This window comes from Hyalangium minutum (assembly GCF_000737315.1).
In the GTDB taxonomy this organism is placed as follows: Bacteria; Myxococcota; Myxococcia; order Myxococcales; family Myxococcaceae; genus Hyalangium; species Hyalangium minutum.
This window is the reverse complement of the sequence record NZ_JMCB01000020.1, coordinates 200,005-223,562: the sequence shown is the minus strand read 5'-3', so window position 1 is coordinate 223,562 and position 23,558 is coordinate 200,005. Positions and strand designations below refer to the sequence as shown.

The following is a 23,558-nucleotide window of genomic DNA, read 5'->3' as shown; positions in this document are numbered from 1 at the left end:
TGCTTGGAGCCGCTGTCTGCTCCGGAGCCGGGGGAGTCCGCTTGCCCAACGTGGTCGCATTCGGTGACAGCAACGAGTACGTCTTCGGATCAGCGTTGAAGCGCTGCTTGCCGGAGCGCAGGCTCCTGCGAGCGTGTGCTATGACGCGGCTTCCTCTTCTCCCTCAGGAGCCGCTCTCATGAAGCCCTCGTCGAAGCGCATGCTGCTGCCCGCCCTCGCCGCCAGCGCGGTGCTCTGCGCGTGTGGAGGCGTGAAGGTGCGGTACGTGGATGAGAGCCGGCTCCCCGAGCCCAAGCCCGCGGACTGCCAGCTGGACATCTTCGTCAAGAATCCCCCGGATCGGGCACACGAGGTGTACGGGGAGATCTCCTACAAGCAGGCTGTGAAGACCATGGTCGGCGGCGCCAGCACCAACAGCGGCTCGCGCCGGGAGGCCATCGAGGCGCTCCGGCCCAAGGCCTGCGAGCTGGGCGCCGATGCCCTGCTGTTCACCGAGGAGGACCATGACCGCGTCAACGTCACGGCCTCTCTGATCACCTACACCGGGCAGTGAGCCGGTCCGGGCCTGCTGCCCGGCCTACGCTGCAGCAGCGAGTGCGCCTGGTACGCGCGGTAGGCTCCTCGGCCAGAGGAAGACCGGGGTGCTAAGGTGGGGCGCTCATGGCTCCTCCGTCCGCCGCCGCTCCTCTCCGGCACGCTCCCGCAGCCGCGGCGCTGATCGCCTCCGCCCTGTTGGCCCAGGAGGTCCTCCTCGCCCGGCTGCTGTCGGTCACGACGTGGTACTCGCTGGGCTACCTCGCGCTCTCGCTGGGGCTGCTGGGCATGAGCGTGGGCGCGCTCGCCGTCCACCTCTGGCCGCGAGGCTTCTCTCCCGAACGCATGGGCGCCTCGCTCGCGGTGGCGCTGACCCTAGGCTCGCTGCTGACCTGCGCGGCCTCGGTGTGGCTCGTGCGCGTCCCCGTGGTGCTGGACCTCACCCGCCTGCCGAGCACACTCGTCAGCCTGCTGCAGCTCTCCGTCATCATCGCGCTCCCGTTTGCCGCGGGCGGCGCGGCCCTGGCGGCCCTGCTCACGCGCGCTCAGCGGCCCGGGCTCGTCTACGGCGCGGACCTCGCTGGATCCGCGCTGGGAGCCCTTCTGGCTGCCCCCGCCATCTCGCTGCTCGGAGCGCCCCGGGCGCTGGCGGCCACGGCCGTGCTACCGGCGCTCGCCCTGCTCACGTTGGCGGACTCCCGAGGCGCCCGCCTGAAGGCCGGGCTCATGGGGCTCCTCGTGCTGGCGCCGGTGCTCTCCCAGGAGGCTCTGGCGCTGCGCCACGTGAAGGGACACCCGCCCGAGGATGGAGCCGCCGCCGCGGAGGGCTGGAACTCCATCTCCCACGTGCGGGTCAGCCGCTTCCACCGCGTCCCCCCCATCTACTGGGGGCCGCTCCAGGATGCACCCCAGACGCTGACGCCCCAGGCCTTCCTGTTGATCGATGGCGAGGCCGGCACCGCGAGCTGCGCCTTCCAGGACCTGCGCTCGGACCTGGACTACCTGCGCTATGACCTGACCAGCGCGGCGCACTGGCTCCGCCCGCCCGGCCAGGTGCTCGTCATCGGGGTCGGCGGCGGGCGGGACATTGCCACGGCGCTCCTCTACCGGCACCCCTCCGTGACGGGCGTCGAGGTCAATCCCCTCATCTTGGACATGCTGCGCGGGCCGCTCGCGGAGCACGCGCCGCTGGCCCGGCAGCCGGGCGTCTCCCTGTACGCGGAGGATGGCCGCTCCTGGCTGGCCCGGAGCCCCCAGCGCTTCCAGGTCATCGTGGCCTCGCTGGTGGACACGTGGGCCTCCACGGGCATGGGCGCGATGACGCTCACGGAGAACTCGCTCTACACGCGCGAGGCGTGGCGGCTGTTCCTGGACAAGCTCCAGCCCGACGGCATCGTGAGCTTCTCGCGCTGGTACGATCCGGAGCGCCCCCTCGAGGTGGCCCGCCTGGTGGCCCTGGCCTCCGCGGCCCTGCGAGACCGGGGGATCGCCGACCCCTCGCGCCACCTGCTGTTGGTGGCCCGCGGCGAGCTGGCCAACATCCTTGTCAGCCCCTCCCCCCTGCGTCCCGAGGATGTCGCGGTGGTGCGCGAGCGGGCCCTCTCCGGAGGGCTGCGCCTGCTGCTCGTCCCGGGAGAGCCGCCCGCCTCACCCTGGCTCGCGGCGGTGGCGGAGGCGGCCGATGACTCGAAGCTCGAGGCCCTGTCCGCTGAGGCCGGCGTCGATCTGACCGCGACCACGGATGACCGGCCGTTCTTCTTCCTCCAGGTGCCGCTGTCGGCCTGGCTGTCCCCCGCGAAGATCCAGGAGCTGCTGAGCTCCGGCGGCGGCGGCATGCTCCGGGGCAACGTGGTGGCAGTGGGAGCGATGGCGATTGCCTTCGGGCTCGCGGCGCTCTTGGCGGTTGCGTGGATCCTCCCTCCGCTGTGGCGGAAGAAGGGCACGCTGGCCCCCCTGGGCCCGGTGGGCAAGCTGATCATCCCGGCATGGTTCGCCGCGCTCGGGCTGGGGTTCATGCTCTTTGAGATTGCCACGGCGCAGCGGCTCCACCTGCTGCTGGGAGATCCCACCTGGGCGCTGGCCCTGACGCTGGCACCGCTGACGCTGGCCGCCGGGCTGGGTTCCACGCTGTCCGAGCGACTGGACCCTACCTCGGGGCGGACCCTGCTGCTGCTGCCGGGCCTCGCCGCAGGGGTCATCGCCCTGTGGTCCGTGGTGCCCTCGAGCGTCATCTCGGCGGTGCTGGCCCGCTCCTTCGTGGAGCGCGCACTGGTGTGCGTGCTGGTGGCGGGCCTGCCGGGGATCGTCCTGGGCTTCCTGTTCCCACTGGGGCTGCGCCGCGTCCTGGCCGTCGCACCGGAAGCGGCCGCGTGGTGCTGGGGTGTCAACGGCGTGCTGTCCGTCGTGGGCTCTGGGGCGGCGGTCTTCCTCTCGGTGTCCTGGGGAATCGGCGCGACGCTCGCCTGCGCGGCGGGCGTCTACGGCCTGCTGGCCCTGGTGGCGCCCTCCATGGCCCGCCTCACCGCCAGGACCTGAGGCAGAGGAGCTCCGCGCTCCCCAGAATCACTCCTCTGCCCCTGCACTACAAACTAGAGCTTCACGATCTCCACATCATCCATGTGGATGAAGTTGGCGGTGTTGCCCGTGGTGGCCTGGGTGTGGAAGCCGAACTCCAGGTAGCCGCTGGTGACGTTGATGACGGGCGTCTCCACCAGCGTCCAGTTCCCATACGTGCCAAGCGACGTGTACACCGGCGCGGCGGAGCCGCTCGTCTTGCCCTGCAGCCGGGAGATGTTGAACGAGCCGCCCTTCCGCACCCAGGCGCGAACCTTGTAGTTGCCGTTCGCCAGGCCCGTCTTCACCTGATACGTCCAGGTCTCGAAGGGCGAGCCGCTATAGTGCGTCAGGTGGTAGGAGCCCGAGTGCCCGCCGTTGTACGTCTCGCTGAAGGCCGCGCCCGCGGTGCCGTTGGGCGTCCACGTCGTCCAGTTGGACAGGCCCGACTCGAAGCTGGGGTTGGCCACCGAGATACCCGACGGAGGCGTGCTGCCCGGCTGGTACCAGCGAACCCACTCGACCTCCATGGTCTTCGGCTGGCCCTGCGTCAGCGCGATGCTGCTGGCGGCCGGGAAGCCATACCAGTTCCCGCCCAGCGCCAGGTTCAGGATGATGTAGTGGTTCTGCTGGAACTCGGTCTCGTTGTGGCCGTAGGTCGCGCCCACGTACGTGCCATCCAGCCGGAACACCATGGAGTTGGCGTTCCACTCCACCTCATAGGTGTGGAAGGAGTCGGCCAGGTTGTAGCCGCCGCTCTGGCCCGTGCCCCAGTCGGCCTGGGAGCCGACGGACCAGTGCGTGGCGGACTTCATCCAGTTGGGCTCGTTGGAGTGCCACTCGAGGATGTCGATCTCCCCGCTGGCGGGCCAGCCTACCGACTGGACGTTGGCGCCCAGCGTCCAGAACGCCGGCCACATGCCGTAGCCGGAGGGCACCTTGATGCTCGCGACAATCTTTCCGTAGGTCTTCTCCACCTTGCCCTTGGTGTGCAGGCGGCCGGAGAAGAGCGTGCGCTGCGCTGCGCCACAGCGGGTGTCGGACACCGTGGTGGCGGCGGTGCGCTCGGCCTTGAGGATGAGCTTGCCGCCGCTCACCGAGACGTTCTGCGTCCGGGGGTACTCGATCTCGCCCGTGCCGAACTGGCAGTTGTTGGTGACTGGATCGAAGTCGCTGTTGAGCGTGGTCCAGTTGTTGGTGTTCAGGGCGGAGCCCTCGAACTCATCCGACCAGGCCAGGTTCCAGCCCGAGCCCGGGTTGTACTCAAGCTCGCCCTGGGTCTGCCCCACGGCCTCGGGCGGGGTGTCCAGGGCGCCCTCCTCGGAGGGGTCCATTGCGCATCCGGAAAGCGCTGTCAGACAACAGAGAGCCAGGAACTTCGTGGAGAGAGTCTGTCGGGACATAGCGGGGCCTGCGGTGGAAAGGGCGAAGTCCCTTCAATACATGAATTCACTGGATAAGTGAAGAAAACGCTTTCACCTCCAGAGTGTTCGTGTCAGCAGGCCAAATGACGCGGCGCACTAGAAACCACCAGCTGATCAAGCCCCAGAGGCGGCGTGCCTGTGCCTTGCTTGCTCGCACGGTGGAGGTCCGGGCGGCCTTGGCCTCTCCCTCCAAGCGTCCCCTCTCTCACGGGGAGTGCCCACCCTAGAACCCAAGGAGGGAGTCCCATGCAGAAGCCTGAGACGCTGGAGGACCTGAAGAAGCGTGGCCAACAGTTGGCGAGCACCGATCAGCCCCTGGCCGCCTGGAATGGGCAACAGAGCACCAAGGATGAGCGCTTTCACGTCATCTTCGACGGGAGGATCTACTTCAACACCGAGTGGGTGGACTCCGGGCAATGCCCGGGCGACGTCAACGACAACGGGGTCAACCCGTGGCAATTCGAGCGCGATGCCACCAAGCAAGAGCTGGCTCGGCTGGGGAATCCCACAAGCAGGATCGCCCTGCGCGAACACGCGCATGCGCTGAAGCACTGACGCCGAGCCGGTGAGCCGGATCCGTCATCCTGGATCCGGCTCCCGTACGGCCAGCGCTCAGGGGGCTCTCGCGTCCGGCGGAGTCCTCGCGTCGGGCTTCGAGCCCGGCTTGCTCAGAGGGCACGCCGCCACCGCTCCCGAAGGATCGATGGCGTCCTTGCCCGAGTCCACCTTGAGGATCTTCCGGCCTTCGCCAATGACGAAGGTGTAGCGCTGCGCGAAGGACACGACCGGTGTCTTCACGTCGTAGTCCTTCACCACCTTCCCATCAGGGTCGGGGATGAAGGCAAACGGCGCCTTCAGCTCTGCCTTGAACCGCTTCAACGTCTCTGCATCATCCATGGAGATGGCCAGGACCTGGCCTTTGAGCTTCTCGATGTCCGCGTAACGGTCCCGATACGCCGTGAGCTCGCGCGTGCAACCCGATGTGAACGCCTTGGGGAAGAACGCCAGGATGACCGGGCCCTGCTTCACCAGCTCCGACAGCGTGTGCTGCTTGCCGTCGGTGTCCGTCACGGTGAAGTCCGGAGCCGTGTCACCCACCTGAGGGACGGCACTCAAGAAGAAGCCTGTCACCAGAAGGGGGAGAATCATGGGCCGGTCTTAATGGCCTGCAGGCCAGGAAGGCAAGCCCTCAAGCGCTCACTGTCACTTACCCGCCATCCTCGCCCATACCGCGCCAGCCGCCTCTCGCGCCTGGTCCGCCACCACCATCGGGTTCACCGACAGCGGCCGGCGCGCCCAGACGCGCCAGATGCCATCCACCATCACCGCCTCCACGTGCCGGGCTCCCAGGCCGTACACCACGTGCCAGGCCAGGTTCTCCGCCGTGAGCGGCGTGGCCGGCAGGTAGTCCAGGACGAGCAGATCCGCCAGGGCGCCCTCGCGCAGCATCCCCACCTGCTGCCCGAACGCCTGCGCCGCCAGCCGGTGCCCGTTGGCCAGGTAGCGCAGCACATCGATGGGCTGCCCCGCCTCGCGCGAGCGCAGGTACGCCGCCTGGGCCTCCGCGAACAGATCCGCGGACAGGCCGTCCGCCCCCAGTGTCGCGCGCGCGCCGAACTTCAGCGCCGGCGCATAGCCCACCTCGAGCCGCTGGTTGGAGCGCGGCGTGTGCACCAGCCACGTGCCCGTGCTGATCACCTGCGCCAGGTCGCCCCAGCCCAGGTGCCCCGCATGCGCCACCAGGCTCTGAGGCGACAGCAGCCCCGCCTCCAGCAGCCGCGCCACCGGAGCGCTGCCATGCCGCTCCACCGAGAGCTTCTCGTCCAGCGGATCCTCCGCCAGCGGCACGTGCAGCCCGGTGCCCGTGGTGCTCAGCGCCTGCTTCAGCCCCTCCAGCGCGTCACCGCCGAGCGTGAACGTCTGCCCCGCGCCCACCTGCCCCCGGAAGCGCCCCTTCGCCTTCTGCGCGAAGGAGACGGTCTCCTCCAGCCCCTCCTCGCGCCCCACGGCCCCGGCGCGGTCCGTCACCGCGTAGGAGAGCACCCCGCGCACGCCCACCTCGTGGAGCCCGCGCGCCACCCGCGTCAGCGACCCAAGAATCTCTCGGGGCGACGAGTGCAAGTCGAACACCGTGGTGGTGCCACACTGCAGCGCCTCGAGCCCGCCCGCCGTGGCCGCCACCTGCACGGCGTCCAGATCCAGCGCGCCCTCGTACTTCCAGCGCACCTGCTCCAGCGCCTCCTGGTAGCTGTCCAGCTTGGGCTCGGGCATGCCGCGGCCCAGCGACATGTGCAGCCGGTGGTGCGCGCTCACCAGCCCCGGGAAGACGAGCTTGCCCGACAGCGCCACCACCTCGTCACCCGGCTGCGGCTGCACATCGGGCCCGCGGGCCACGACGCGCGCATCCTCGATGCGCAGATCCACCCGCTCCACGGTGGCTGGCTCGAGCTCGACGACATTTCCACCTTTGAGGACGATGCCCACCGTCGCTCCCACCTCGGAAACGGCCCAGGAAAGACTCGCGCGGACGTTACCACCCTGTCCCCCTCACCGCGCGAGCAGACAGGGGGACAAGGTAGGTCCTACGGCCCCTCAGCGCGCCGCCACCGGCGGAGCCACGGGAGACTGATCCGGCCGCTCGGCGCTGCCCCGGCGCAGCTTCACCACCTCGGCGGTCACCGTCACACTGGTGGGCAGGGGGGCGAAGAAGAAGATGGCCCCCAGCACCTGCTGCACGGGCAGGTACTGCGTCTGCCGGAAGCGCACGTTGATGGCGCCATCTCCGCCCATCTCGCGAATTTGGGGGATCAGCACTTCGGCCAGGCCCGCCTGGATGTCGGTGCCCACCACGTCGATGAAGCCGAACAGCAGCACGCCCGAGCGCGTGGCCTGCACCATGCCGAGCGACTCGTAGGGCTCGGGGATGTCCCCCGCCGAGACGAAGATGTCCTGGCCGCTGCGATCCGAGGGCACGGCCGCGGTGTTGATGACGGTGCAGCCCGTGAGGGCCGCCAGACTGAGCACGAGCAGCAGACGCATGGAAGAGAGCCTCATGGAGCGGACAGGAACTGGATGACTTCGCCGGTGACGATGACGGCGCGGTTACGGGTCTTCACCTCGCCCCTGCCGCTGGCCACGCTGGAGACGGTGTTGGAGAGATCCGCGATGCGCTCCACCTCGGTGGGTGGGTTCTCGTCGATGAACTCGATGTTGATGACGCCGTCGCCGCCCATGCGGGCAGCCACCTGCGAGAGCGTGCCGCGGATGGTGCTGTCCAGGCCCGCCTCACCGACATCATGGAAGCCCGCCACGGTGGCGCCGTAGCCCGTCACCTGGGTGAAGCCCACGGTGCGGTACGGGCGCGGGGAGGTGCCCGTGCTGAGGAAGATGCCGCGGACGTTGTCATTCGGCGGGCGGCTGGACAGCGGCGAGCCACGCACCGTGGCGCCGCAGCCGGTGGCCCACGCCACCAAGGAAAGGAGGAGCAGGAGTCTCACGAAGGTCTCTCCAGGAAGGAAGGCAAGGTTCAGCGGGCCGCCGCCGGAGCCGTGGCGCTTCCGCCCATGCCGGGGGGCTGGCCGCCGGCCTCGAGCTTCACCACCTCACCGGTGATGGTGGCCTCGCTCGGCAGTGGGATGAAGAACAGGACGGCGAAGAGGATGCGGGTGGCCAGCGTGTACTGCGTCTGCTGGAAGCGCGCGTTGATCACTCCGTCGCCGCCCATCATGCGGACCTGTGGCAGCAGCTGCTCGTCCAAGTCGCCCTGGAGATCCGTGCCCGCCGGATCCGCGAAGCCGAACAGGAGCACCCCGCGACGGGTGGCCTGCACCACGCCGAGGCTCTTGTAGGGGCCCGGGAGATCGCTCGTGGTGACGAACACGTCGCGCCCCCGGCCCGTGTCCGGGGCTCTCGCTACGTCCACGGTCGTGCACCCCGTGAGGGCGACGACGACTCCCAGTAGCAAACCCAGCCGACCAGCCATGCGCTTCATCCTCCGTTACCGCGGGCAGCAAGCGTGGGCTGGGAAGTACACGGGGGCAAATTTCCGGCCTTTCCGTCTCCCTGCCCTCCGGAGGAGCGGCAAAAGATCAGAGGGCAGTAGGAGCCGGACGCGCCGCTACATAGACTGCACCCGGCGTGGGCGCTCCCGAACAGAACCCGTACTGGCTGGGCCGCTACCGCCTGAGCGCGCGCATCGCGACAGGCGGCATGGCCGAGGTGTACCTGGGGCGCCACATCGACGAGGACGGGCGGCGCGGCCCGGCGGTGGCGGTGAAGCGGCTGCTGCCGCACCTGGTGTCGGATCGGCGCATCGTCCAGATGTTCCTGAACGAGGCGCGCATCACCGCGCAGGTGCACCACCCGAATGTGATCAGCATCCTCGAGCTGGGGCTGGCGGACACCGAGCCCTTCATCGCCATGGAGTTGTTGGAGGGACGCTCGTTCGCGGAGCTGCGTGCCGAGGCCGCCGAGCGCGGCCAGCGGGTGCCGACGGGGGTGACGCTGCGGGTGCTGGTGGACGCGTGCCGAGGCTTGGATGCCGCGCACCGCGCCGTGGACGAGGCGGGGCGGCCGCTGCGCATCGTCCACCGCGACTTCACGCCGGACAACATCCACGTGGGGGTGAACGGCTCCATCAAGGTGATCGACTTCGGAATAGCCAAGGCGGAGACGCTGGGCTCGGGGACGGAGCCCGGGACGCTCAAGGGCAAGTTCTTCTACATGTCGCCGGAGATGATCGTCGGCAACACGGTGGATCACCGTGCGGACATCTTCGCAGCGGGGGTGATGCTCTACGAGCAGCTCTGCGGCCGGCGGCCCTTCACGGGGCTGAACCCCGAGGAGGTGCTGACGCGCATCGCCGAGGGCCGCCCCAAGCCACCCACCGCGTTTGATCCGGCGGTGCCCCTCGCGCTTGAGCACATCTGCCTGACGGCGCTGCACAGGGATCCGGAGGCGCGCTTCGAGTCACTCCAGGTGTTCACCGAGGCCATCGAGAGCGTAGGAGGCCAGGCGGAGGTCGCCACCCACGAGCAGGTGGCCGCCTACGTGGAGCACCTCTTCCCACTGGACCGTGACTCGAAGCGGCAGGCGCTGCAGCGCGCGCGTTCGGCGGACCCGTCCGATGCGGGCTCACCCGGGCCTCGGATACCGGTGGATCTGTCTCGTGCTTCCTCACTGTCCTCGAGCTCAAGCCGGGGCTCGACACCGCCTGCGCAGAGTCCTTCGACTGCGAAGACCTTGCCTCCCGGGCCCGCCATGCTGGGACCCGAGCCGGCCACGGTGCCCGCCAACCTCGCAGCGCCGAAGTCCCGTGGGCGGCTGCGAGTGGTGGGCGCCGTGGTGCTGGCGCTGCTCATGGGTGGCGCGGGCGTGGCATGGTGGCTGATGCGCCCCACCCTGTCTCCCGCGGAGCGGATCACCGCCGCCGAGGCCTTGTCCACGGGCAAGGAGCGAAGGTCCGCGCTGAAGGGGATGGAGGAGGATGAGCGTGCCACGGCTTCGGAGCTGGCACGGGCGGGCGAGCTGCTGATGGAGGCGGGTGAACACGACGCGGCGCTCGACCTCGCCGAGGCGTTCATCCGGCGCTTCCCGAAGGAGGCGGACGCGCACCTGCTGGCCGCGCGAGCCGCCACCGAGCTGCGCAAAGGCAAGCGGGCCGAGCGAGCCATCGAGGAGGCCACGACACTGGCACCTGGGGATGTGCGTCCCCTGCTGACGATGGCCGCGCTGCGCGAGCGGCAGGGCGACGTGCCGGGGGCGCTGGCGGCGCTATCGAAGGCCTACGAGAAGCGCCCGAAGGACGCGCAGATCACTCCGCGCTACGGGCGGCTGCTCTCGCACAGCGGGAAGCTGGACGAAGCCTCCGAGGTGCTCGGGACGTGGACGAAGGACCACGGCGATGCGGAGTCCCTGGCCGAGCTGGCCTTCGTGCGCTACCGCCAGGAGCGCGTGGAGGACGCGGCGGCGCTGCTCAAGCGGGCGCTGAAGAAGTCCCCGAAGCTGGCCGTAGCCCACTACTACCTGGGCGCGGTGCTCTTCCGGCAGGGAGACACGGCGGGTGCCGAGCGGGCCTACCGCGAGGCGGATCAGCTGGAGCCGCAGGATCCACGAGCGCTGGCCGCCCGCTGCCAGATGTACGCCCGCCGGGGCAACGAGGCCACGGTGGCGGAGGTGAAGCGCGAGCTGGCCTCCCGCTTCCCGGACCGGGCCGAAGCGCTGGCAGCCCAGTGCACCGCGAGCGATTGACGAAAGCTGCCAGTGGCCGCCGTGTCTCGGCAGTGTTCTGAACATCAACAGATCAAGCCACCGGCGCGTGGGCCATGAGGTGTGACCGCGCGAGCAGCGCGTTTCGCCCTGTGCGCTCCTCGAAACGGCTGACAAATTTCGCCAGGGGTTCCGAGGTGAAGCCGGCTCGCGGAAGCCCCATCCACTGGATGACACGCTCAATGGACTCGGGTTCACCTTCCACCTCGACGAGCGTGTCCATCAATGGAAACTGCTCGAAGCGAATCAGGGCTCCAGCGCACGAATATTGGATCACCTCGCGCTCCAGGATTCGCGTCACTGTGAATCCAAGCCGTTGCAAGATTTCCATCAGGGCCTGCTCCTCCGCGACCACCGTGGAGAGCTCCTCTCGAACCTTGTAGCCAGTGTCCCGAAGTGCCGGCCCCTTCCAGGTGAGCTCGGTGTGAGCAGGCCGAGAGCCCTGGTAGCTGCGGACTCGCAGTGAACTGCCGCTGGCAGTTGTAGGGACAACACTCGCGTAATACCAATCGACCATCCAGCCCGCGAAGAGGAGTTGCCCACCTGCCTCGTGCATGAGCGAGCACGATGTCCTTTCCAGGTAAATGAGGCCTGAGCCGCAAATGAGAAGACTCTCACACGTGGCCCATGAGAAGGCTCCTCAACACCCCGAGGTGTCACTGAGTTGGGTGGAGGATGAGAAATCTCTCATCGGATTCAACGCTGGAATGGCGCGTGTTACAGCCACCGCGCGTTTCTTCTCCGAGAGAAGCCGATGCACCTTGCCAGCATCGCATCACTCATCATCGTCCTGAAGAGCGGAGTGCTCGCAAAGGCCCCGGAAGAGCTGCCATTGAAGGCCGCGCTGGCCGAGGCTGCCGCCAAGGCCCCGGGCGTGTCCGAAGCACGCGCCCGGGAAGCTGTGGCCCAGGGAGAGGTGGAAGGAGCCCGGACGCTGGCGCCGCTGGCGGTGTCGCTGGGAGGAGGGTGGAACGATCCCCACTGGTCGGCGGGTATCTCCCAGCGGCTCCCCATCCCCGGCGCACGGGCAGCCCGCGTCCGCGCCGCCGAGCACGGCGTGCACAGCGCCCAGGGTGAGCGGCACGCGAGCGAGGTCCAGTCCCGAGCAGAAGCGAGACGGGCGTACTTCTCGCTGCTCCGCGCCACGCAGCTCGCCAACACCGCCAGCCGCGCGCTGGCGATTGCCCGTGAGGCCGAAGAGGCAGCCCAGCTGCGCTTCCAGACCGGAGCCGCACCAGAGTTGGATCTCGTGCAGGCCAGGCTTGCCCGCGCCTCCGCCGAGGCGCAGCTGCTGACACAGCAGGGAGAAGTAGGGGCACTCTCCGCCGAGTTGGCTCTCCTCCTGGGACGTGATCCTCGCCGCCTGCTGCAGCCCGTGTCTGGCCCTCCGCCCCGGCTCCTCTCGCTCGAGGAAATCCTCTCCCGCGCAAGCCAAGCCCCCCTTGCGCAGGCAAGGCAAGCAGACATCCTGGCCGCGGAGGCAACGCTCCGGGCGGCTCGCCTGGAGCGCTGGCCCGCTCCCAGCCTGGGTGTCGCGGCGGAAGGTGAAGGGCCTCGGGGCGCAAGTGTCTTTCTCCGAGGCTCGCTCGACTTCGAGGTGCCGGTGCCAGGCCTGGGGCGCGGGGAGCTCGATCGGGCGGAGGCCTCGTTGCGCGTAGCCCATGTCCTCGCGGCGGACGACCGCCAGCGCAGGTTGTCGGAACTCGTCGCGGCACATCAGCGGCTCGGCGCGGCCCTCGCGGCGCTCGAGCGCTTCTCGGCGGACATCCTGCCGGCCACCGAGGCCACGGAGCGAATGGCCCTGGAGTCTTACCGCGCCGGACGAAGTGCGCTGGCCTCTCTCAACGACGCCCGGCGCGCAGCCACGGACACCCGCGCACAGGCCATCGAGGCGTCCTTCAACGCGCAGGCTGCTTTCGCCGCGCTGGAACTCGCTGCCGGAGCCGCTCTCGATGAGAACTAGCCTCGTATGCTGCCTCCTCTGTGTTGGGGCCACTGCCGCCTGCCAGGAGGCTCGTCCGGCGGGGGGCGAGCCCCCTCCTCTCCCCCGGGTACGCGAGGGGCTGGTGCGACAGGGCCCCGCCGCACAGGCCGTGACGGCAACCGGCGTGCTCGCCGCGCCACCGGGCCGGGACGTCAAGCTGGGGCCTCTCGTGCCTGGCAGGCTCGCCAGGCTCCAGGTCTCCGAGGGGGATGTGGTCCGGGCAGGCCAGGTGCTCGGAGAGGTGGAGACAGGGCCTGTGTCCGACGAGTACCTGCAGGCAGAGGCGACCGCCCAAGAGGCCAGGGCCGCCACGCAGGCGGCGGAGTCCAAGCGCGCGAGGTCCGAGGTGCTCTTGGAGCACGGGGTCGCGGCGAGGGAGGAAGTAGAGCAGGCTCGCGCCGCCGAGGTGGCTGCACGAGCCGCGGAGCAGCGCGCCCGCGCCGCTCTCGATCTGGCTCGCCGCAAGGTGGGCTACAGCGAGTTCAAGGCCCCCTTTGCCGGAGTCGTGACGGCCGTGTTCATCCGGCAAGGAGAGGTGGTGGACGGCACCAGCCAGCCCGTCGTCCAAGTGGCGGAGATCGACCCACTGGAACTCCGCGCGTTCGTAACACCCGCACAAGCCGCGCGCATCCGCTCTGGCATGCGTGCGACGTTGAGCGTCGAGGGACTGCCAGACGCTGTCAGCCATGAGGCTACCGGTGAGGTGCTCCGCGTCTCACCCTCCATCAACGCGCAAAACGGCAACGTCCTGGTTCGCTGCCGCTTTCCCAATCCGTCGGCGGAGCTGCGGATCGGCAGCCTCGGCCGGGCTCGCATCATCACGGGCGAGGAGAGCGGAGCGGTGACGGTGCCCTCCACTGCGCTTCTCCCTCTGGAGGACGGTGGGCTGGGCGTAGCGGAGATCGAAGCGGGCAAGGTGCACCTCCTGCCAGTCACGGTGCTCTCGGAGGAGGAGGGTCAGGCGGTGGTGACGGGGCCGCTCAAGGGCGGTGAGAGCGTCATCGTGGAGGGGGGCTACTCGTTGCCCGAAGGGACCGAAGTGGAGGTGGTGCGTTGAGCCTGGTGGGGTTTCTGCGGCGGCACGCCCCCGGGCTGGCCGCGCTGGCGGTGGCCCTCTGCGTCTTCGGCGGCATCTCGCTGGTCACGCTGCCAGGAGGGCTCTATCCAGAGGTGTCCTTTCCGCGCGTCGTCGTCGCGGCGACCCTGTCCGGCGCCAGCGCGGAGACGATGCAGCTGTCGGTGACACGCCCCGTGGAGGAGGGCCTATCCACGGTCTTGGGCGTACAGCGGGTCCGCTCGAGAACCATCCGGGCTGCGTCGGAGGTGTCGCTCTGGTTCGATCCCGGCGCCGACATGGACCAGGCGCTGAGCCTCATCAACGCACGGCTCGCCGAGCTCCGGGGAGAGCTTCCACAGGAAGTCACCCTCACTGCCGAGCGGTTGACCCCTTCGTCCTTCCCCATCCAGACGCTCGCGGTAACAGGCACGGCGCAGCCCGTACAACTGCGCGACTTCGCGCTCTATACCTTGCGCCCACGGATGGCGGGCTTGCCGGGCGTAGGCCGCGTGGACGTCATCGGTGGCGACACGCGAGAGGTGGAGATCACCGTCGATCCCGTGCGCCTGGAGCAAGCGCAGCTCGACATGTCCCGGCTGGCCAGCGCGGTGGCGGACGCGCTCAAGCTCGAGCCCGTGGGCCGGCTGGACGTCCACTACCGGCAAGAGCTGGTGGTGGTCCAGGGACCGGTGGAAGACCTCGACTTGCTCTCCCAGATCATGGTGGGGGGCAGCCCCGAGTCACCGGTCCTGCTGGGGGACGTGGCGCGCGTGGAGGAGGGGCGCGCCGATCGCTTGTCCCTCACCTCCGCCAACGGCAAGCCCGCGGCGCTGGTCAACATCGGACGGCGGCCCGGGGCTGACGCCATCGCGCTGGCCCAGGCGATCCGCACGGAGCTAGAGAGCATACGGGCGGGGCTGCCTCCAGGCATCGAAGTGCTCGTCACCTATGATCAGGCCGGTCTCATCGCCCGGTCCGTGAGGAACGTGCGTGACGCCGTGGCGCTGGGAGGACTCCTCACGCTCATCGTGGTGGGACTCTTCCTGAGATCCTGGCGAGCGATGGTCGCCGCGGCGGCCGCGCTCCCCGTCACCCTGCTCATGACCTGTGCCGCCCTGGAGCTCTCGGGGGGAACGATGAATCTCATGTCGCTCGGCGGACTCGCCGTGGCGATTGGGCTCGTCGTGGACGACGCGGTCGTGGTGGTTGAGGCCGTGTACCGCCGTGTCACCAGCGGAATGGAGAGATGGGCTGCGACGGCCGACGCCCTTCGGGAGATTGCATGGCCCGTGACCAACTCCACGCTCACCACGGTCGTGGTCTTCGCGCCGCTGTCGCTGTTGTCGGGCGTCTCTGGCCAGTTCTTCGCCGCGCTCGCGTTCACGCTCTCAGCTGCGGTGCTGATCTCCCTCGCGGTGGCAGTCACGCTGACACCGCTGCTGTGCGGCTGGCTGCTCCTGCCCCAGGCCACTCATGCGCGGACTCCTCGAGGTCTCTATGACCGCGTGCTCTCACGGCTGCTCTCACGGCCGTGGCGGACGGTGGCGGTGGGGGCAGCAATCACGGTGCTGTTCGCTGGGATCGCCAGCGGCGTGGGGACCGGCTTCCTTCCCGAGCTCGACGAGGGCGCGTTCGTGGTGGATTACTTCACGCCCACCGGCACCTCGCTCAACGAAGCGGACCGGCTCGGGCGGCAGATAGAAGCAGCCGTCGCGGCCTTGCCAGAGGTCGCAAGTACCAGCAGGCGCCTCGGCGCGGAGCTGGGCCCCCCCGCGGCCACCGAGTCCTACGTGGGGGACATCACGGTGGAGCTGAAACACCGCCGTACTCGCTCCGGACCGCAAGTCATCGAGGAGGCCCGCACGCGCGTGGAGTCAGTAGCTCCGGGCGTCCGGGTGGAATTCATCGAGCTGCTGCAGGATGTGCTCTCCGATCTGGAGGGAAATCCCGACCCGATCGAGGTCAAGCTCCAGGGTGAGGATGTCAGCGTGCTCCGGAGCTTCGCGCCGCAGGTGGCCGAGCGCCTGCAGGACATCCCCGGCTTGGTGGACCTCTATGATGGCGTCTCGGGGTGCACGCCGGAGATCCACCTGGAGCTCCAGCTCGCATCCGCGGGCCGGGCTGGACTCACCGCGCAAGAGGTGACGGCCCAGGTCCGCACGGCCTTGCTCGGGCAGGTGGTGAGCGCGATTCCCCGCACCGGCCGGTGGGTGAACGTACGGGTGCGCCTGCGCGATGAGGATCGTCTTGATGCTCAGGTCCTCGAACAGCTCCGGCTGAGGACGCCCTCCGGCACCACGGCTCCGTTGTCTCAGGTGGCCCAGCTCCGGCGGAAGTGCCTACCCGCGGAGCTGCTGTCTGAGAACTTGCGCCCGCTCGTCCCCGTGACTGGGCGGCTGGAGAGCCGGGATCTGGGCAGCGTGACGGCGGACGTGCAAGCACGGCTCGCGGACCTGAAGCCTCCGGAAGGGGTAGAGCTGCGCGTAGGGGGGCAGCGCGACAGCCAACAAGCGTCCTTTCGTGGGCTGCTGCTCGTTCTCGCGCTCGCCACGTTCGGCGTCTTCCTCATCTTGACGTTCCACTTCCGCAGCCTGGTGCTCCCGCTGCTTATCTTGGGGGTGGCGCCGGTCGCTCTCGTCTCGGGGCTGGCGATCCTGCGCCTCACGGGTGTGCCGCTCAATGTCTCCTCGTTGATGGGTTCCATCCTGTTGGTCGGCCTCGTCGTGAAGAACGGCATCCTGCTGCTCGACCACGCGGAGAAGGAGCGTGAGGAAGGGTTCGGAGCACGCGAGGCGGTCGAACGCGCGGCGGCCGTGCGCCTGCGCCCCATCCTGATGACGACACTGGCGACGCTGCTCGGGCTCGTTCCTCTGGCGCTCGGGCTGGGCGAGGGCGCGGAGCTGCAGCGCCCGCTCGCCATCACCGTCCTGGGGGGGCTATCCATCTCCACGCTGGTGGTGCTGCTGGGACTCCCCCCCGCTTATGTGCTGGTCCGCAGGCGCGAGCGCGGGCCGCAGGTGTCCTGAGCATGAGGATCAGATGAGAAGGCCCTCATGCTCCTGGAGAGAGATGGCGCCAGGGGCTGGCAACCGGCATCAATCATCGCTGTCCCTCTGAGACCGGTGCGCGGACGTTCGAGCGCCTGGAAGTGGAGCACGCAATGAAGCGGTCAGGGCCATCTCCGCGGGCCTTCACGGCTCCACCCCTCGCCGCTCCCTCGTGGGGGCGCTGGGTCCTGCTCGCGAGCTGTGTCCTGGCCGTGCTCCGGCTCTTCTACGCGTCCCTGGTGGAGCTCGCTCCTCAGGAGGCGTACTATTGGCAGTACTCCCGCCATTTGGAGCTGTCGTACTTCGATCATCCGCCGATGAGCGCATGGCTGATTGCCTTGTCCGTGAGACTGATCGGCGTGACGGAGCTGGGTGTTCGCCTGCCCGCGGTGGTGTCGGGTGCCCTCCTGACGTGGGTGCTCTATTCGCTCGGGGCCCGTCTGTATTCGCCCGCGGTGGGAGCGCTCACGGCGCTGGCTGCCAACACCACCGTGCTCTTGGGGCTGGGCGCTGTGGTGATGACCCCCGACGTCCCTCTCGTGCTCTTCTGGGCGGCGGCGCTCCGGGTGCTCTGTGAACTGGTCCTGCCGGACGGAGCGGGGGCTGGCCGGGCCGGATTCCGCTGGTACCTGCTAGGACTGCTCTGCGGGCTGGCGATGCTGTCGAAGTACACCGCCGCCTTGCTGCCGCCGCAGATCCTCGTGACGGCGCTGCTGCTTCCTCGCGGCCGCGCCGCCCTCCGCCTCCCTCATCCCTACCTCGGCCTCGTCCTGGCGCTGGCGGTCTTCTCTCCCGTCTTCATCTGGAACGCCCAGCACGCCTGGGCATCCTTCAGCTTCCAGACGCAAGGCCGGCTCCAGTCCGTGACCGGCTTTCAGCCCCACCTCGCCGGGCGGTACTTCGGGTTGCAGGCCGTCGCCGTGGGACCGCTCCTCTACCTGGAGCTCCTCTTCACGGCGGCGCTCCTTGTGCGCCGCTCACTCTTGGATGACCCAAGAGCCCGGCTGTTGTGTCTCTCCAGCGTGCCGGGGCTTGTGCTCTTCACGGTGGTGAGTCCCTGTCACTGGGTGAAGATGAACTGGGTGGCGCCTGCCTATCTCGGCCTTCTGGTCGCAGCCGCGTCCGGTTGGTACGAGTCTCGGCAGCGGGGTGGGCGGCTGGGCTATGGGCTCGCCTCCATGGGCGTTGGCGCCCTGCTCGTCTTGGGCATGTACCTGATGCCGCTGTGGCCCCTCATTCCGTTCCGAGAGCGTGACAACCTGGTGAGCGGCTGGCGCGAACTGGCCAGCCATGTTCAGCGCTTTCGCGAGCAGGCGGGCTCCGAAGGGACACAACCACTGGTGGTGGGCTGGAGCTACAAGACGGCGAGCGAGCTGGCCTTCTACCTGCCAGACCACCCCGAGACCCAATCGGACACGGCGCTGGGCGGTCCGGGGCTTGCCTATGACTTCTGGATCGACCGCGTGGGCCGTGGCCAGGACGCGATCGTCGTGGCGGATGCCCGGCAACCGCTCCGCGACGCGGCCACGCGCCTGCCGGCTCACTGCGGGGCAGTACGAGAACTCCCTCCCGTCACGGTACACCGGGGCGAGCGAGCCGTGACGACCTTCCACCTTTGGTACTGCTCGCAGTGGCATCTCACGGGGCAAGCCGCTGAGCGCCCACCCGAAATTACTCTGGGAGCACCGGGAGGCAGACGGTGAAGACACTCTCGCCCGCCGGAGAGCAAGAGTAAGTGAGGGCTCCGCCGTGTGCTTCGATGAGGGTGCGTGAGAGCGCTAGCCCAAGCCCCGTTCCTTCCTGCCCACGCATGGTGTCGGCTCGCGCGAAGCGCTGAAAGAGCCGTGGCGCGAAGGAGGGCTCGACGCCGGGACCGTTGTCCACCACGCTCACCTGCGCGCCCTCTTCGGCAGTACGGACTTCGATACGGACCCGCCCCTGGCAGTGCCGGAGCGCATTGGACAGGAGGTTGTCCAGCACCCGGGCCAAGAGCACGGGATCACCGCGAACCAGCGCGGAGGTCCCCGAGAGCTCGACTTGCACGGTACGGGCCTGCACCGCCAGCAGCCGCTCGGCCCGCTGGGTGGCTTTCTGGGCGAGCAGATACAGGTCCACAGCCTCTCCCGCCGTCACGAGCTGGCCGGCATCCGCGCGCGCCAGGGTGAGCAGCGCCTCCACCAGCTCCGAGAGCCCGCGGCTCTCCGCCTGAATGACCTCCAGCGAGCGGCGATACTCCTCCGCCGCGCGCTCACGACGCAGGACAACCTCTGTCTCTCCCATGATGATGGTCAGAGGTGTACGCAGCTCATGTGCGGCGTCCGAGGTAAAGCGGCGGGTGCGCTCATATGCACTGCGTGCGTCCGAAAGGAGCGCGTTGAGCGTGGAGGCAAGCTCGTCCCACTCATCTCCAGAGCCCCGGACAGGAAGGCTCAGGTCGAATGCCGAGGCGCGTGCGGCGCGGGTGCGCGTGCTGGCCTCGCGCATGGGAGCCAAGGCTTGCCGTGCCAACGCACGCCCGAGCGCCGCTGCACCGAGTACGGTGAATGGCGCCGTGAAGGCCAGGGCGCCGAGCACAGGCCCGAGCTCGTCGAAAAGGCTATCCTCTGGCGCTCCCGGAGGGGCTGCGCGCCGCTCGAGCCACTCCACGCTGATGAGGACCGTGGCCACCAACCCGCCATGAAGAAGGATGGTGCCCAGAACAGCCCCGGCGAAGAAGAGCGTCAACCGGGCACTCAGCGTCTTGGGACCCCTCACGCACCGCTCCGCAGGACATAGCCCACGCCGCGCACGGTATGAATGAGTTTGACGCCAAAGGGATCGTCTACCTTGGCGCGGAGATAACGGATGTACACCTCCACCACATTCGAGAAGGTCTCGAAGTCGTGGTCCCACACGGCCTGGACGATCCGCGTCCGGGAGACGACCTCTCCCGCGTGCTCCAGGAGGAATTGAAGCAGCGCGTACTCACGCGCGGTCAGCGAGATCTCCACTCCCGCTCTCACCACCTTTCGCGAGACCGGATCGAGCGTGAGATCCGCATGGCTGAGGATGGGACTGGCCCGGTTGGAGACGCGGCGGAGGATGGCCCGGATGCGCGCGAGCAGCTCCTCGAAGGCGAAGGGCTTGACGAGGTAGTCGTCCGCGCCGGCATTGAGGGCTGCGATTCGCTCCGCGACTGCGTCCCGGGCCGTGAGCATGAGGACTGGGGTCGTGTCCCGCCGTCCCCGCAGCGCTTGGAGCAGGTCCAGCCCAGGAAGTCCCGGGAGCATCCAATCGAGCAAGATGAGATCGAAGCGCTCGTGACGCAGCAGCTCCTGGGCCTGCAACCCGTCCACGGACTCGCGGATGCGGAAGCCCTCTTCCGTGAGGCCTCGAGCAATGAAGGCCCTGACCCGCAGCTCATCTTCGACGATCAAGATGGACACGCTCGGAACCCTAGCATTCTCCCCTTCACTTCAGGGTCAGCAGCGCCCCGGCCACCATGAGGGCGACACCGAGCGCTAGCTTCCACGACAGGGGCTCTTTCAGCACCACCACGGCGAGCACCAGGGTCATCGCGAGACTGAGCTTGTCGATGGGCGCCACCCGTGAGGCCGGCCCGAGCTGGAGCGCACGGAAATAGGCGAGCCAGGACAGGCCGGTGGCCACACCGGAGAGCACCAGGAAGAGCACCGTCTTGTGGCTGAGGGCGGGCAACGCCTCATGCTCTCGGCGAGTAAGCACAATGCCCCAGGAGAACACGAGCACCACCCCTGTCCGGATGGCCGTGGCGAGGTTCGAAGGCACGCCTTCCACTCCCACCTTGGCAAGGATTGCCGTAGCCGCCGCAAAGCCGGCCGAGAGCAACGCATAGGTCACCCAAGTCATATGGAGCGCTCCTGAGAGGCAGGCGAGGCCTGCCCGAATCCTAGCGGGACGGCACCTGCACGAGGAAGCTGCGCCTCGAAGGGCTCTCACGGAGCCTCACCGCGAGGTGCTAACCTCGGGCGCATGGCCAACGCTCGAACTGCTCTGGGAAGCCGCGTGTCCCACAGTCTGCTCCTCGCTCCACTGCTGCTCGCGCTCCAAGCCTGCTGCGGCGACCATCCGCGGGATGCACTGGACACCCCTCCTGATCGCGAGTGTCAGACGGGAGTGGAGGCGGGTCACGACATCGCTTTCTGGGAGTGCATCAACGGCGAGCACATCGTCGCGCACCGGAAGAGCGCCGCGATCGGTACTTGCTCGGGAGTCACCGAGGAGCGAGTCCCCTGCGGACAGCTCACCCCCTTCGAGCAAGCAAACGCCGATGACCTACAGTGGGAATGCGAGTCCCCTCAGCCCTGACTCAGCGCCGTTTTTCAAACAGGCCGAGAAGGTGCCACCACGGGTTCCTGGGAACCCTGACCGGTTCGGATTAAATCTTCGCACCCATGCCTCTGCTCTTCCGCCTGGTGTGTGCTGGCGCCCTCGTACTGCTCGCTGGCGCCACGGGCTGCACCGAGGATCCTCCTTCCAACACTCCGGATGCGGGCGTGACGCCCGTGGATCCCTACCCACCCATCGTGGATCGCACCGCCTGCTCCGGGCTCACTCTGGGAGCAGGCACCCATACCTTCGTGCTCCGCCACGAAGAGCGGGACCGCACCTACCGGATCCACATCCCTCCCACCTATGTGGCGACGAGCCCCACGCCCGTCGTGGTGGCCTTCCATGGGTTCTCCTCGGATGCCCTGGAGCAGGAGGCCCTCAGCCGCATCTCCCAGGTCGCGGATGAGAAGGGCTTCATCGCCGTCTACCCCTTCGGTGTGAACTTCCCCGAGGCGCTGCGCCAGGACGGTGGCACCGAAGACACTCGCAGCTGGAACGCGGGCGGCTGCTGCGGCCCCGCGCAGATCTACGGCGTGAACGACGTGGATTTCGTGGAGAAGCTCTTCGCGGACCTCGACAAGCGCGTCTGCGTGGACACCCGCCGCACCTACGCCACCGGGCTCTCCAATGGCGCCTTCTTCGCCTACCGGCTGGCCTGCGATCGCGCCGCGCGCTTTGCTGCCATCGCCCCCGTGGCAGGCAGTGAGAACGTTCTTCCCTGCAACCCCACCCGCCCTGTGCCAGTGATGCACTTCCACGGCACCGCCGATCCCACCATCTCCTATGACGGAGGCGTCATTCCCTTCGGCCGTCCTTACCCCTCCGCGCCCAACACGGTGGTTAAGTGGGCTGAGCGCAACGACTGCACCGGCCCGCTCCAGCAGACCTACAGCGTGGGCGACAGCACCTGCCGCACGCACTCCGGCTGCACTGCCCCCGCCACGCTCTGCACTGTCCTGAACGGAGGCCACACCTGGCCCGGCGGCCTCATGCCCCCTGAGTACGGCTACACCACGAAGGATCTGGACGCCACGCGAGAGATGTGGCGCTTCTTCGAGGCCCACCCTCGCCCCTGAGAGCCCCATGAACACCCGCGCCCTCATCATCAACGCCGATGACCTCGGGTATGACCCGGCCGTCACCCGCGGCATCCTCCGCTCGATGCGCGAGGGCGTCGTGTCGTCGGCCACCTTCATGGTGAACACGCCCTACTCCGAGGCCGCCGCGCGCGAGGCTCACGGGCTCCACATCGGACTGCACCTCAACCTGGCCCGGGGCGAGCCCGTGTGGCCCGGCTTCCCTCGAGAGTTCCTGGAGAAGGGTGCCTTCGCCGAGCCCCGCGCCGCCACACTCCCCACGGAAGCGGTGGTGCACGAAGTGCGCGCCCAGTTGGAGCGGCTGGCCTCGATGCTGGGCCGCCCCGCCACCCACGTGGACGTGCACAAGCACCTGCACCTCCACCCGAACGTGCTCGCGGGGCTCGCCCAGGTGGCCCGCGAGCAGGGCCTGCCCGTGCGCTCCATCAACGAGCCCATGCGTCGCGAGCTCCAGGCCCAGGGCGTCGCCACCAACGCGCACTTCATTGGAGACGCGGGCGCGGAGGCCTACTGGACGTTGGAGCGCTTCGAGTCCGCCATGGCCACTCTTCCCGTCTCGGGCGTCATCGAACTGATGTGCCACCCCGGCTACACCCCTGAGGCTGTGAAGAGCGGCTACTCGGCTCAACGCGAGGTGGAGCTGTCCACCTTCGTCCACCCCAAGGCCCGAGAGGCGCTGGCCCGCGCGGGCATCACCCCCACGGGCTTCGGCGTCCTCACATCCGGACGGTAGCCTCTTCCGCCACGGGACCGTCGAGCGCTGCGTCCCCTACAGCTCTTGCCCTATTGCCATGGGCCTGCATCTGGGGCGGGAGGTATCTCTCCCGACGAGCCACCATCCACTGGGCTCGTCGAAGCCCGTTCGGCACGAACCGGCAGGTGCCCCAGAGGCCGCCCTTCTGACGAAAAGATCGTGAGCTCCGCGTTGATGCACTCGGGTCCTGGCCCTGAGACCCAATCCACGAACACGTGGAAACGCACCATCGCTCCATACCAATAGCCACACTCCAGGGTCAGGAGATCCGCCTCGCGAGCAGGAGGCGGCACTCCATTCCACTCGATGTATTTTACGGGCCGCCCCGTGCCGCAGTCCGAAACGGAATGAATGTAGACACTGTGATACGGAAGCAGCCTCTTATCCAGACTGACGCTCTCGGCCCCGGGGCTGATGAGCAATCTCCCCGAAAGCCACGCCCCGTCATACTGCACGTCCTGCATCTCCAGTTTGACAGGAGAGCGCTCTTG

General features: G+C 68.5%; 21 protein-coding genes. 11 read left to right on the top strand and 10 right to left on the bottom strand.

The window, feature by feature from the left end:
• Positions 1–178: 178 nt before the first annotated feature.
• Both DB31_RS37335 and DB31_RS37330 read left to right on the top strand, forming a co-directional pair.
• The gene (locus tag DB31_RS37335; protein WP_044197123.1) at positions 179–553 is read left to right on the top strand and encodes a hypothetical protein; all 375 of its coding nucleotides are present in this window, start codon (positions 179–181) and stop codon (positions 551–553) included.
• Between the two features lie 107 nt (positions 554–660).
• A complete protein-coding gene (locus DB31_RS37330; protein ID WP_044197121.1) occupies positions 661–3,069 on the top strand; it encodes a polyamine aminopropyltransferase in 2,409 nt (802 codons plus the stop codon).
• Positions 3,070–3,122: 53 nt separating this feature from the next.
• Here DB31_RS37330 and DB31_RS37325 read toward each other — a convergent pair whose 3' ends face one another.
• A complete protein-coding gene (locus tag DB31_RS37325; protein ID WP_044197119.1) occupies positions 3,123–4,490 on the bottom strand; it encodes a glycoside hydrolase family 16 protein in 1,368 nt (455 codons plus the stop codon).
• Between the two features lie 267 nt (positions 4,491–4,757).
• On the opposite strand from DB31_RS37325, the gene DB31_RS37320 reads away from it, so the two are divergent.
• Entirely contained in the window at positions 4,758–5,066 is a 309-nt protein-coding gene (locus tag DB31_RS37320) for a hypothetical protein (protein WP_044197117.1), read from the top strand.
• Positions 5,067–5,123: 57 nt separating this feature from the next.
• Here the strand turns inward: DB31_RS37320 and DB31_RS37315 are convergent, their stop codons facing one another.
• From DB31_RS37315 to DB31_RS37295, 5 genes are all read right to left on the bottom strand, one after another.
• Positions 5,124–5,660 carry a peroxiredoxin gene (locus tag DB31_RS37315; RefSeq protein ID WP_044197115.1) on the bottom strand — a complete coding sequence of 179 codons (537 nt, stop codon included), beginning with the start codon at positions 5,658–5,660 and terminating at the stop codon, positions 5,124–5,126.
• A gap of 54 nt (positions 5,661–5,714) precedes the next feature.
• Positions 5,715–6,995: an amidohydrolase family protein gene (locus DB31_RS37310; RefSeq protein ID WP_044197113.1), complete on the bottom strand. Its 1,281-nt coding sequence runs from the start codon at positions 6,993–6,995 to the stop codon at positions 5,715–5,717.
• 108 nt (positions 6,996–7,103) lie between these two features.
• Complete coding sequence (locus tag DB31_RS37305; RefSeq protein WP_044197111.1) at positions 7,104–7,550, bottom strand: hypothetical protein; 447 nt, start codon at positions 7,548–7,550, stop codon at positions 7,104–7,106.
• 11 nt (positions 7,551–7,561) lie between these two features.
• Entirely contained in the window at positions 7,562–8,008 is a 447-nt protein-coding gene (locus DB31_RS37300; protein WP_044197109.1) for a hypothetical protein, read from the bottom strand.
• Between the two features lie 29 nt (positions 8,009–8,037).
• Positions 8,038–8,493, bottom strand: a complete 456-nt coding sequence (locus tag DB31_RS37295; RefSeq protein WP_044197107.1) for a hypothetical protein — start codon at positions 8,491–8,493, stop codon at positions 8,038–8,040.
• A gap of 227 nt (positions 8,494–8,720) precedes the next feature.
• Here DB31_RS37295 and DB31_RS37290 point away from each other — a divergent pair, with 227 nt between their 5' ends.
• A complete protein-coding gene (locus DB31_RS37290) occupies positions 8,721–10,760 on the top strand; it encodes a protein kinase domain-containing protein (RefSeq protein ID WP_083969135.1) in 2,040 nt (679 codons plus the stop codon).
• A gap of 52 nt (positions 10,761–10,812) precedes the next feature.
• Here the strand turns inward: DB31_RS37290 and DB31_RS37285 are convergent, their stop codons facing one another.
• Positions 10,813–11,334, bottom strand: a complete 522-nt coding sequence (locus DB31_RS37285) for a CYTH domain-containing protein (protein WP_044197102.1) — start codon at positions 11,332–11,334, stop codon at positions 10,813–10,815.
• Between the two features lie 198 nt (positions 11,335–11,532).
• Here DB31_RS37285 and DB31_RS37280 point away from each other — a divergent pair, with 198 nt between their 5' ends.
• From DB31_RS37280 to DB31_RS37265, 4 genes are all read left to right on the top strand, one after another.
• Positions 11,533–12,741, top strand: a complete 1,209-nt coding sequence (locus tag DB31_RS37280) for a TolC family protein (RefSeq protein WP_044197100.1) — start codon at positions 11,533–11,535, stop codon at positions 12,739–12,741.
• Positions 12,742–12,844: 103 nt separating this feature from the next.
• Positions 12,845–13,819, top strand: coding sequence for an efflux RND transporter periplasmic adaptor subunit (locus DB31_RS37275; RefSeq protein WP_169787144.1), 975 nt, complete (start codon positions 12,845–12,847; stop codon positions 13,817–13,819).
• 5 nt (positions 13,820–13,824) lie between these two features.
• Positions 13,825–16,845, top strand: a complete 3,021-nt coding sequence (locus DB31_RS37270; RefSeq protein ID WP_240487099.1) for an efflux RND transporter permease subunit — start codon at positions 13,825–13,827, stop codon at positions 16,843–16,845.
• Between the two features lie 134 nt (positions 16,846–16,979).
• Positions 16,980–18,569 (top strand): glycosyltransferase family 39 protein, encoded by a 1,590-nt coding sequence (locus DB31_RS37265; RefSeq protein ID WP_052420552.1) that lies wholly within the window; start codon positions 16,980–16,982, stop codon positions 18,567–18,569.
• On the opposite strand, the gene DB31_RS37260 is transcribed toward DB31_RS37265, so the two are convergent.
• From DB31_RS37260 to DB31_RS37250, 3 genes are read right to left on the bottom strand one after another with little or no spacing between them, the layout of a single operon-like run.
• Positions 18,538–19,620, bottom strand: a complete 1,083-nt coding sequence (locus tag DB31_RS37260; protein WP_157232357.1) for a sensor histidine kinase — start codon at positions 19,618–19,620, stop codon at positions 18,538–18,540. The two genes, DB31_RS37265 and DB31_RS37260, sit on opposite strands and share 32 nt — an antisense overlap.
• Positions 19,617–20,291, bottom strand: coding sequence for a response regulator (locus DB31_RS37255; RefSeq protein ID WP_044197094.1), 675 nt, complete (start codon positions 20,289–20,291; stop codon positions 19,617–19,619). The genes DB31_RS37260 and DB31_RS37255 overlap by 4 nt, the downstream gene beginning before the upstream one ends.
• A gap of 25 nt (positions 20,292–20,316) precedes the next feature.
• Positions 20,317–20,733, bottom strand: coding sequence for an EamA family transporter (locus DB31_RS37250; protein ID WP_044197091.1), 417 nt, complete (start codon positions 20,731–20,733; stop codon positions 20,317–20,319).
• Positions 20,734–20,889: 156 nt separating this feature from the next.
• Here DB31_RS37250 and DB31_RS37245 point away from each other — a divergent pair, with 156 nt between their 5' ends.
• The 3 genes from DB31_RS37245 (at position 20,890) to DB31_RS37235 (ending at position 23,046) form a co-directional block, all read left to right on the top strand.
• On the top strand, positions 20,890–21,192 hold the full coding sequence (locus tag DB31_RS37245; RefSeq protein ID WP_044197090.1) for a hypothetical protein: 303 nt from the start codon (positions 20,890–20,892) through the stop codon (positions 21,190–21,192).
• Between the two features lie 86 nt (positions 21,193–21,278).
• The gene (locus DB31_RS37240; RefSeq protein WP_044197088.1) at positions 21,279–22,292 is read left to right on the top strand and encodes a CE1 family esterase; all 1,014 of its coding nucleotides are present in this window, start codon (positions 21,279–21,281) and stop codon (positions 22,290–22,292) included.
• 7 nt (positions 22,293–22,299) lie between these two features.
• Positions 22,300–23,046 (top strand): carbohydrate deacetylase, encoded by a 747-nt coding sequence (locus DB31_RS37235; RefSeq protein WP_044197086.1) that lies wholly within the window; start codon positions 22,300–22,302, stop codon positions 23,044–23,046.
• Positions 23,047–23,558: the final 512 nt, after the last annotated feature.